This is a genomic window from Azonexus sp., from assembly GCF_036170495.1.
GTDB lineage: Bacteria > Pseudomonadota > Gammaproteobacteria > Burkholderiales > Rhodocyclaceae > Azonexus.
In genome coordinates this window covers 35,838-46,134 of the sequence record NZ_JAVHPH010000252.1, presented here as the reverse complement: position 1 = coordinate 46,134, position 10,297 = coordinate 35,838, and the positions used below count along the sequence as shown (strand labels likewise).

Below are 10,297 nucleotides of genomic sequence, written 5' to 3'. Positions count from 1 at the left end.
GTTCGCTGTTCATCTGCGACACGCATGTGAACGAAAATCCGAGCGCCCAGGAAATTGCTGAAATGACGCTGATGGCGGCCGAACAGGTCAAACGTTTCGGCAGCCATCCGAAGGTTGCCCTGCTCTCGCATTCCAATTTCGGCTCCAGCAATTCCGAATCGGCCCGCAAGATGAGTGTCGCCGCCGGGCTGGTCTTGGCCATGTCGGGCGGCGAACTGGAAGTTGACGGTGAAATGCACGGCGACTCGGCGCTCAATGAAGATCTCCGTCGCGCCGCCAATCCGGATTCGCCGCTCAAGGGCGAGGCTAACCTGCTGGTCATGCCGAACATCGACGCCGCCAACATCTCCTACAACCTGATCAAGATGACCGGTGGCGAAGGCGTTACCATTGGTCCCATTTTGCTCGGCGCAGCCCGCCCGGTGCATGTGCTGACCTCGACGGCTACCGTGCGTCGCCTGGTTAACATGACGGCGCTCGCTGTCGTGGAGTCCATGGAGCGCTAAACCAGGCTCGATCAAAAAGGCGCGGGAGGGAAACCTCGCCGCGCCTTTTTATTTTTGGCCCCATTTCCCAGTTGACCGTGGGATTTCGGCCAAACGCCGAGTTTTACTCAGTTAGCCCGGCCAGGATTTTGCCGTGAATGCCGCCAAAACCGCCGTTGCTCATGACCAGGATGTGGTCGCCCGGTTGCGCCGCGATGACGATCTGATCGACTAGTCGGGCCAGGTCGTCTTCAATGACGGCGCGCTCGCCCATCGGCGCCAGCGCCTCGCGCGCATCCCAACCGAGGTTGCCGGCATAGCAAAAAGCCATGTCGACTTCGCGCAGGCTGTCCGGCAGTTGCGCCTTCATCGTGCCCAGCTTCATCGTATTCGAGCGCGGCTCCAGCACAGCCAGGATGCGGGCCTTGCCAACCTTGCGACGCAAGCCGGCGACGGTCGTCGCGATGGCTGTCGGATGGTGCGCGAAGTCGTCGTAAACCGTCACGCCACGCACTTCGCCGCACACTTCCATGCGCCGTTTGACATTGACGAAGCGCGACAAAGCGTCGAGCCCCTGCTCAAGCGGCACGCCAACATGGCGGGCGGCAAGCAGCGCGGCACAGGCATTGGCCCGATTGTGGTTACCAGAAAGTCCCCAGACCGTCCGCCGAACTTTGCCGTCAGGCGAGTGCAAAACCAGTTCGCCGCGGGCGTCGTCCCCCGTCACGAAATAGCCTGCCGGGTCGTTGAAACGTTCCACCGGCGTCCAGCAACCGCGCGCTAAAACCCGGTCCAGACTGGCTTCGGCGGCGTTGGAAACGATCAGCCCGGATTGTGGCAGGGTGCGCACGAGGTGGTGAAATTGCGTTTCGATAGCGGCCAGATCGCTGAAAATGTCGGCGTGATCGAATTCAAGGTTATTTAAAATGACCGTTCGTGGGCGGTAATGGACGAACTTGGAACGCTTGTCGCAGAAGGCCGTGTCGTATTCATCGGCCTCAATGACAAAGAACGGCGTGCCGCCGAGCCGGGCCGAAACACCGAAGTTCAATGGCACGCCGCCAATCAGAAAGCCGGGATCCATGTTGGCCGCCTCGAGAATCCAGGCCAGCATCGAGGCCGTCGTCGTCTTGCCGTGCGTGCCGGCGACGCCGAGTACCCAGCGGCCCTGCAGCAGGTTCTCGGCCAGCCATTGCGGCCCGGAAACGTAAGGCAGGCCCTTGTCGAGAATGGCTTCGAGCAGCGGGTTGCCGCGTGAAATGGCGTTGCCGATCACGAAGACATCCGGCGCGAGCTTGAGTTGATCGGTCTCGAAACCTTCGATCAGCTCGATACCGGCACCGCGCAGTTGGTCGCTCATCGGCGGATAGACGTTGGCGTCGCAGCCCGTGACCTTGTGGCCCGAATCGACCGCCAATTGGGCAACGCCGCCCATGAAAGTGCCGCAGATGCCGAGAATGTGAATGTGCATTTCAGTTCGAGCCGTTAGAATGGGGGCGATTTTACCTTGATCGAGTCACCATGGCCCGTCATGAACGGCAACGTACGAGCCCCGGCAATCGGGCCAGCATCGCCAGTGCCGCCGCCCGCCTGATGGCGGAGGATGGCATTGCCGACTACCACCACGCAAAAAAGAAGGCAGCCCGCCAACTGGGTCTGTCTGAAAATGCCGCCTTGCCGGATAACGCCGAGGTCGAGGCCGAACTGCGCGCCTACCGGAGTCTGTATCAGGGCGAAGAACACGAGGAGATGATTGGGCTGATGCGCCATACGGCGCTCGAGCTGCTCGATTTGCTGGCGGATTTCAATCCCTACCTGACCGGGTCGGTCCTTGATGGTACGGCCAGCGAGCATTCGCACATCGATATTTTGCTCTTCGCTGATAGCGCCAAGGAGGTCGAGATCTTCCTGCTCAATCGCGCCATCAGCGTCTCACATGTAGAATCACGCAATGAGCGGGTCGAGGCCGTGCTGCGCATGGAAACCGACACGGCTGACGCAGATCTCATTATTCTGCCGCCGAACATGGAGCGAGTCAGCCTGAAACACCATGATGGGCGTCCGCATGAGCGCATCAGGGCAGATGCACTACGCGCCTTACTAAAGGAATAGACTGGACAAGTTGCAGCTATTTGCGGCAAACTTGCAGCTATGACGAAGCGAAAAACTGCTTCCAGGCCGGTAGAAAAGCCTCGTGTCCTGGTTATCCATGGGCCGAATCTGAACCTGCTTGGCACGCGCGAACCTGAGCATTATGGCCGGGTAACCCTGTCGGATATCAACATGTCGCTGGCGCGCGCCGCCGAAACGGCTGGTGTCGAGTTGGAGGCATTCCAGAGCAACCATGAAGGTGCTCTGATCGAGCGCATCCATGCCGCTCGCGAACAGGGTGTCCGCGCCATCATTATCAATCCTGCAGCGTACACGCATACCAGTGTGGCCCTGCGCGATGCCCTCGCGGCGGTGGCGATTCCTTTCGTCGAAGTGCATCTTTCCAATGTGCATGCGCGGGAACCATTCCGCCATCACTCGTATTTTTCGGACTTGGCCATCGGTGTTATCTGTGGGCTGGGTCATGAGGGCTACCTGCTTGCCCTCGAATATCTGCTTAACAAGCTCAATATTGAATAGTCCGGCTCGGGCCGGACACTTGTGCCCGACGGGCGCAACACAGAAGGGAGTCTCCATGGATCTGCGTAAACTCAAGAAACTTATCGACCTCGTACAGGAATCCGGCATTTCAGAGCTGGAAGTCACGGAGGGTGAAGAAAAGGTTCGCATCGCCAAGCATTACGGCACCCTGGCCGCCGCGCCGCAGCAATACTACGCTGCGCCGCCCCAGATGGTGCCGGGTGCTCCGGCTGCAACTGCGGCCAAGCTTGATGACGAGGACGAATTGCCGGAAGGCCACATCGTCAAGTCACCGATGGTCGGTACTTTCTACCGCTCCCCGTCGCCTGGTGCCGAAGCTTTCGTTCAGGTTGGCCAAAGCGTCAAGCAGGGCGAAACCCTGTGCATTATCGAAGCCATGAAACTGCTCAACGAAATCGAAGCCGATGCTTCGGGCGTAATCAAGGCCATCCTGGTCGAGAATGGCGAGCCGGTGGAATTCGGTGAGCCGCTTTTTGTGATTGGCTAATATGGCCATGTTTGAAAAGATTCTTATCGCCAATCGCGGCGAGATCGCCTTGCGTATTCAGCGCGCCTGTCGCGAGCTTGGTATCAAGACGGTGGTCGTGCACTCCGAGGCCGATCGTGACGCGAAATATGTCAAGCTGGCGGACGAGTCGGTCTGTATCGGCCCTGCGTCGTCATTGCAAAGCTACCTGAACGTTCCGGCCATTATTTCCGCGGCAGAAGTCACCGATGCCCAAGCCATTCATCCGGGCTATGGTTTCCTGTCGGAAAATGCCGATTTTGCCGAGCGTGTCGAGACTTCCGGTTTTGTTTTCATTGGCCCGAGAGCCGAAACCATTCGCCTGATGGGCGACAAGGTGTCGGCCAAGAATGCCATGAAGGAGGCTGGGGTTCCGTGCGTTCCCGGCTCTGATGGCGAGTTGCCGGAAGATCCGAAGGAAATCATCAAGATCGCTCGCGCCGTCGGTTACCCGGTCATCATCAAGGCCGCCGGTGGCGGCGGTGGTCGCGGCATGCGCGTTGTGCACACCGAAGCAGCGCTGATCAATGCCGTGGCGATGACCAAGCAGGAGGCTGGCAGCTTCTTCAATAATCCGGCGGTGTACATGGAAAAGTACCTGGAAAATCCCCGTCATGTGGAAATCCAGGTCCTGGCCGACGAATACAAGAGCGCGATTTACCTTGGCGAACGCGACTGCTCGATGCAGCGTCGTCACCAGAAGGTAATTGAAGAGGCGCCGGCGCCGCATATCCCGGCCCGCCTGATTGCCCGTATCGGCGAACGCTGCGCCGAAGCCTGCCGGAAAATCGGCTATCGTGGTGCCGGTACTTTCGAATTTCTCTACGAAAACAACGAGTTTTATTTCATCGAAATGAACACGCGTGTTCAGGTCGAGCATCCGGTCACCGAAATGATCACCGGCGTCGATATCGTGCAGGAGCAGATTCGCGTCGCGGCCGGCGAGAAGCTGCGCTACAAGCAGAAGGACATCGTGTTCCGTGGCCACTCCATTGAATGCCGTATTAACGCCGAAGATCCCTTCACCTTCGTTCCCTGTCCCGGCAAGATTGAGTTTTATCACCCGCCTGGCGGCCCCGGTATCCGCGTCGATACACATATTTATCAAGGCTATACGGTACCGTCGCATTACGACTCGATGGTCGCCAAGGTCATCGCCTATGGCGACACCCGTGACCAGGCCATCCGCCGCATGCGCATCGCCTTGTCCGAGATGAGCATTCAGGGCATCAAGACCAATATCCCGCTGCACCAGGAGCTGATGCAGGACGCGCGTTTCGTCGAAGGCGGCACGAGCATTCATTATCTCGAACAAAAACTCGCCGACAAGGGCGAAGTGAAGCTTTAAGCGATGGCCTGGCAAAGTGTTTGTTTCCTGACCGATGCGTCGCATGCCGAGCCGATTTGCGATGCCCTACTTGAAGCGGGCGCGCTGTCGGCCAGTATCGAGGATGCCGATGCCGGTACGCCGGACGAACAGCCGCTGTTCGGCGAACCCGGTTCGCTGCCGAGTTCGGGCTGGACGCATTCGCGCATCGTTGCCCTGCTTGAAGCAGAAGCCGATATCGATGCGCTTCTCGGCCAGGTAATAGCGGCCATCGGCTTGAGCGAAGCGCCAAACTATACGGTCGAAACGGTGGAAGAGCAGAACTGGGTGCAACTGACCCAGTCGCAGTTCGACCCGATTCGTGTTTCGGGCCGTCTGTGGATCGTCCCGTCGTGGCACGAAACGCCGGACCCGGCGGCGGTGAATCTGATTCTCGATCCGGGCATGGCCTTCGGCACCGGCTCGCATCCAACTACCCGGCTCTGCCTGGAATGGCTCGAGCGCAATATCTTTGAAGGCTGTACCGTGCTCGATTATGGCTGCGGTTCTGGCATTCTGGCTATTGCTGCGGCTCGCCTTGGGGCTGGTCGTGTCGCTGGGGTTGATATTGATCCACTGGCCGTCGACGCGGCCCGCTCGAATGCTGAGCGCAATGGTGTGGTTGCGTTGTTTGCCGATTCGGCCATGCCGGCCGCTGGCGAATATGATTTCGTCGTGGCTAATATCCTTTCCAATCCACTTCGCGTTCTGGCCCCGGCAATCTGCGCGCATGTCCGTTCAGGTGGTCGTCTGGCACTGTCCGGTATTCTCCGCGAGCAGGCGGAAGAAATCATTGCCATCTACGCTCAGTGGCTACCGATGCAGGTGGCCGATACGCGCGAAGACTGGGTGTGTCTGGAAGGAATCAAGCCTTGATGCGGACGCGCTGTCCGGTCTGCGGCACGGTTTTCCGTGTGACGACCGAGCAGTTGCGGCTGAGAGCAGGCAAGGTTCGCTGTGGCCACTGCCAGGCTGTATTCAACGCTTTCGATGCATTGGTCAGCGAGGATCACGAGCCATTAATCGAGACGCCGCCAGTCGAGGAGCCGGTTCCGCACGAAGAGTCGGGTTCTCCGGAGCCTGAGACTCCGCTCGATGAGCCGGAAATTGAGGCTCAGGAAGTTGAAGTGGACGCGTCGCTGGCTGAGTGGCCCGCAGATTTGCCGGTTAAAATCGTTGACGAGTCTGGCTCCGCCGAGATTTCGCCAAACGAACAGCGTGAACAGCCCGCCAATGTTGTTCCCGAGGATTTTTCGCCCATCGCTGTCGAGCTGTCCGTGGAGCCTGTTGCGACTGAACCGGAGTTGATTCAGGAGCCGCTCGCCGAACCCCTGGTCGAGTCTCCCGAGGAGTCGACCGAGGCGGCCCGTCAGGCCGGGCTGGTTGCCTCGCGCGAACTGGCGGATACCGCAAGCAACCGCTGGTTGGCCGGAACGCTGGCCAGCGACGGTTTGGGCGGCTTCGATAACGAATCGACTCAGCGGGCGGTCTGGCCCTTTGTCCTCGTTGCTGTTTTGCTGTTGATCGGTCTGCTCGGCCAACTACTGTTCTATTTTCGCACCGACATTTCGCTGCGCTTCCCTAGTTCGGCCGGGCTTTACGAACTTGCTGCGGTCGACATCCCTTTGCCGCGAAATTCGGCCCTGGTGTCGATAGAAACCTCTGACCTGCAATCCGATAACGCCCGTGGCCTGTTCGTGCTGCAAGCTTCGTTAAAAAACCGGGCCGGCTATGCCCAGGCGTGGCCGGCACTGGAATTGAGCCTGACCGACACGAATGATGCCGTGGTGTCGCGGCGGGTCATGTATGCCGCCGATTATCTGCCCCCCGGCACGACTTCCGACGCCTTCCCGGCCAACGGCGAAATGGCCGTCAAGCTCTGGGTTGAGGCCAAGGAAAGTGGCGCTTCGGGTTACCGCCTTTATATCTTTTATCCCTGATCTGACATGACAACACTGATTTGCGGTTCGCTGGCTTTCGACAACATCATGGTCTTTCCGGATCGCTTCAAGAACCACATCCTGCCCGAGCAGATTCATATCCTGAATGTGGCTTTCCTGGTGCCCGAAATGCGTCGCGAGTTCGGCGGCTGTGCCGGCAACATCGCTTACAACCTGATGCTGCTCGGTGGTGAGCCGATGATCATGGCCACCGTCGGCGACGACGCTGCGCCGTATCTCGACCGCCTCGACCAGCTTGGCCTGCCGCGTACCCATGTCCGTCAGGTCAGTGGTAGTTTCACCGCGCAGGCATTCATCACAACCGACCTTGATGACAATCAGATCACCGCTTTTCACCCGGGGGCGATGAGCTTCTCGCATCTCAACAAGGTCGAGAGCGCCAACGCCAAGCTCGGCATCGTTGCCCCGGATGGCCGCGAAGGCATGATGCAGCATGCCCGTGACTTCGCCGATGCCAGGGTGCCATTCATCTTTGATCCGGGCCAGGGCCTGCCGATGTTCAATGGCGACGAACTCCTCGATTTCATTGAGCTCGCCGATTACGCCTGCTTCAACGACTATGAAGCCAAGTTGCTATGCGACCGGACCGGTCGCAGCCTGGAGCAACTGGCCAACTGCCTGAAGGCGCTGATCGTGACGCGGGGTGGCCAAGGTTCCGATATCTACGCCGATGGCGTACGTCACGCCATTCCCTGTGTCACGGCCGACGAAATTCTGGATCCGACCGGCTGCGGCGACGCCTATCGTTCGGGCCTGCTCTACGGCATTGCCAACGGGTTCGATTGGCTGACGACCGGCCGTCTGGCTGCGGTGATGGGGGCCATCAAGATCGCTCATCGCGGCGGCCAGAACCACCAGCCGAGCCGCGAGGAAATCGCCAGGCGTTATCACAAGGCGTTCGGCGCACAACCTTGGTAATCAAAGGCAGCGATGAAACATCGCCGTCATCTTCGGGCAAAGTGCATGTAACAACGCTCGTCCAGACTTGTTCCCCACGACTACAAGGAGAACAAAGATGGAAAATATCCATAAGGCGGCTGGTCGCAGCCGTCCCGAAAAGAAGAGCCTGGCGGTTGATTTTGCCCGCAGCCAGAGCGATATCCTCGACGCGCAGCGTCTGCGCTACCGCGTTTTTGCCGGTGAAATGGGCGCCAACCTGCCGAGCCGCATCCCGGGCATCGACCACGATATTTACGATCCGTATTGCCAGCATCTCGTCGTCCGAGATACGCAGACCAGCGAAATCGTTGGTACCTACCGGATACTGACGCCGGAAAATGCCCGCTTGATCGGCTATTACTCCGAAAACGAGTTTGACCTGACCCGCCTTCAGCATCTGCGTTCGCGTCTGGTTGAGATTGGCCGTTCCTGCGTTCACCCCGATTACCGGACCGGGGCGACGATTACCTTGCTGTGGTCGGGGCTGGCGCAATTTATGGTCGAGAACAGCTACGACTACCTGATGGGTTGCGCGTCGATCAGCATGGCCGATGGCGGCCATGCTGCGGCCAGCTTGTATAATCGGCTGGTTGCCGATCACCTTGGGCCGCAGGAGTACCGCGTTTTCCCGCGTTGTCCGCTGCCTTTGGCCGCCCTGCAGCAGGATTGGCCGGCCGAAATGCCGCCGTTGATCAAGGGCTACCTGCGGGCGGGGGCCTGGATCTGCGGTGAACCGGCCTGGGATCCTGATTTCAATACCGCCGACCTGCCGATTCTGTTGCCGATGGCCAAGGTTTCCGGCCGTTATGCCAAGCATTATCTGGGATAAGTAGACTGAGCCAGACAAATTTAGCGACTCGCGCTTTCCGCATACTTCGTATCACCCTGCTGGTCATCAGTGGGGTGCTTTTTTCGCTGTGCATTTTCCCGTTGTGCAGCGGCCGCCAGCGTCTCGCGCTCAAGGCCAGTTGGGCCGCTGCCTTGCTCGACGCGCTTGGCGTCGAGGTCGAGGCCGATCTGACGCATGCCGTGCCGGGCGCCTTGCTGGTCGCCAATCACATTTCGTGGATCGACATCTATGTGATCAACGCCGCGCTGCCGGCGGCCTTCGTCTCGAAGGAAGAAGTCCGGTATTGGCCGCTGATCGGCTGGCTGGCGGCGAAGAACGACACAATATTCTTGCGCCGCGGCAGCCGTGGCCATGCGAAGGTGATTAACGAGCAGGTGGCCGAGGTTCTCGGCAAGGGGAAGCATGTTGCCGTTTTCCCCGAAGGAACGACCACTGATGGCCGCTGCCTGCTGCACTTTCATGCCGCGCTCATTCAGCCGGCGCTGACCGCTGGGCGGCCGGTGTTGCCGGTGGCGATCTCGTACTGGGAACTCGATGGCCGGCGCAGCCTGGCCCCGCGTTACGACGGCGATATTTCGATGGGGCAATGTACGGCAGCCATTCTTGGCCGAAAACGCCTGATTGCCCGGCTGGTGACCACGCCGGTGCGCGGAATGAATGGTGAAGACCGCAAGCAGGTGGCGGCTGATGCGCGTGAGGCTATCGCTTTAGCGGCAGGGCTTCCGTTGGTGAGCAGTTCACCTGAAACACCTGCCGATCTTCGAGCCGGACCGCGGTCAGATGCCCACCCCACAGGCAGCCTGAGTCGAGCGCCAGCAGATTCGGCGTGACTTTCAGGCCGAGCGCCGACCAGTGGCCGGTAACCAGGACGGCCTCGGCACTTTTCCGGTTCGGCAGGTCGAACCACGGAATGTGACCGGCTGGTGCGTTGGCCAGTTTGCCCTTGACCTTGAACTCCATGACGCCATCCAGCGTGCAGAAGCGCATGCGGGTCATGGCGTTGACGATAACGCGCAGGCGCGGCCAGCCACGCAGCTTGTCCGACCAACCGGCCGGTTCACTGCCCCACAGGTTGAGGATGAATTCGCGGAAATTCGGTCCCTGCAGCGCGGCTTCGACCTCACGGGCCAGTTCGCGGGCGCGGGCCGCCGTCCATTGCGGCAGCAGACCGGCGTGGACGAGGCAGTATTCACCCTCGGTGTGGCAGATCGCCTGATGGCGTAGCCAGTCGAGCAGCTCGGCGCAATCGGGCGCGTCGAGGATTTCCTGCAGCGTGTCGTCCTTGCCGCGAAACTTGGCGCCGCCTTCGGCGACCATGAGCAGATAGAGGTCGTGGTTGCCGAGGACGGTGATGGCCGCTGGTCCGAGCGACTTGATCAGGCGGAGCGTTGCCAGCGAATGCGGGCCACGATTGACCAGATCGCCGACCAGCCACAGGCGATCGCTGGCCGGGTCGAAGGCGCAACGCTCGAGAAGTCGCTGCAGCGAGTCGTAGCAGCCCTGGATGTCGCCGATGGCGTAAGTGCTCATTGTTACGGT

At 59.9% G+C, this 10,297-nt stretch carries 11 protein-coding genes and 1 pseudogene; 10 read left to right on the top strand and 2 right to left on the bottom strand.

Annotated elements, in window-relative coordinates:
• A partial coding sequence (locus ADADOO_RS09105; protein WP_511276897.1) for a phosphate acyltransferase occupies positions 1 to 506 on the top strand: 506 nt, incomplete at its 5' end.
• A gap of 103 nt (positions 507 to 609) precedes the next feature.
• Here the strand turns inward: ADADOO_RS09105 and mpl are convergent.
• On the bottom strand, positions 610 to 1,956 hold the full coding sequence (gene mpl, locus ADADOO_RS09100) for a UDP-N-acetylmuramate:L-alanyl-gamma-D-glutamyl-meso-diaminopimelate ligase (protein WP_511276895.1): 1,347 nt from the start codon (positions 1,954 to 1,956) through the stop codon (positions 610 to 612).
• A gap of 50 nt (positions 1,957 to 2,006) precedes the next feature.
• Here mpl and ADADOO_RS09095 point away from each other — a divergent pair, with 50 nt between their 5' ends.
• The 9 genes and pseudogenes from ADADOO_RS09095 to ADADOO_RS09055 form a co-directional block, all read left to right on the top strand.
• A complete protein-coding gene (locus ADADOO_RS09095) occupies positions 2,007 to 2,597 on the top strand; it encodes a hypothetical protein (protein WP_511276893.1) in 591 nt (196 codons plus the stop codon).
• Between the two features lie 39 nt (positions 2,598 to 2,636).
• Positions 2,637 to 3,116, top strand: coding sequence for a type II 3-dehydroquinate dehydratase (gene aroQ / locus ADADOO_RS09090; RefSeq protein WP_511276891.1), 480 nt, complete (start codon positions 2,637 to 2,639; stop codon positions 3,114 to 3,116).
• A gap of 55 nt (positions 3,117 to 3,171) precedes the next feature.
• Positions 3,172 to 3,624, top strand: a complete 453-nt coding sequence (accB, locus tag ADADOO_RS09085; protein WP_511276889.1) for an acetyl-CoA carboxylase biotin carboxyl carrier protein — start codon at positions 3,172 to 3,174, stop codon at positions 3,622 to 3,624.
• A gap of 7 nt (positions 3,625 to 3,631) precedes the next feature.
• Positions 3,632 to 4,990, top strand: a complete 1,359-nt coding sequence (gene accC / locus ADADOO_RS09080) for an acetyl-CoA carboxylase biotin carboxylase subunit (RefSeq protein WP_511276888.1) — start codon at positions 3,632 to 3,634, stop codon at positions 4,988 to 4,990.
• Positions 4,991 to 4,993: 3 nt separating this feature from the next.
• Positions 4,994 to 5,884, top strand: coding sequence for a 50S ribosomal protein L11 methyltransferase (prmA, locus tag ADADOO_RS09075; protein ID WP_511276886.1), 891 nt, complete (start codon positions 4,994 to 4,996; stop codon positions 5,882 to 5,884).
• Positions 5,884 to 6,948, top strand: a complete 1,065-nt coding sequence (locus ADADOO_RS09070) for a DUF3426 domain-containing protein (protein ID WP_511276900.1) — start codon at positions 5,884 to 5,886, stop codon at positions 6,946 to 6,948. Before prmA ends, ADADOO_RS09070 begins: the two co-directional genes overlap by 1 nt.
• Positions 6,949 to 6,954: 6 nt before the next feature.
• Entirely contained in the window at positions 6,955 to 7,887 is a 933-nt protein-coding gene (locus tag ADADOO_RS09065; RefSeq protein ID WP_511276884.1) for a carbohydrate kinase family protein, read from the top strand.
• 97 nt (positions 7,888 to 7,984) lie between these two features.
• Entirely contained in the window at positions 7,985 to 8,737 is a 753-nt protein-coding gene (locus ADADOO_RS09060; RefSeq protein ID WP_511276882.1) for a GNAT family N-acetyltransferase, read from the top strand.
• A gap of 74 nt (positions 8,738 to 8,811) precedes the next feature.
• Positions 8,812 to 9,267 (top strand): annotated as a pseudogene (locus tag ADADOO_RS09055) (lysophospholipid acyltransferase family protein); the annotation flags it as partial.
• Between the two features lie 190 nt (positions 9,268 to 9,457).
• On the opposite strand, the gene ADADOO_RS09050 reads toward ADADOO_RS09055, so the two are convergent.
• The gene (locus ADADOO_RS09050; protein ID WP_511276881.1) at positions 9,458 to 10,288 is read right to left on the bottom strand and encodes a symmetrical bis(5'-nucleosyl)-tetraphosphatase; all 831 of its coding nucleotides are present in this window, start codon (positions 10,286 to 10,288) and stop codon (positions 9,458 to 9,460) included.
• Positions 10,289 to 10,297 lie beyond the last annotated feature (9 nt).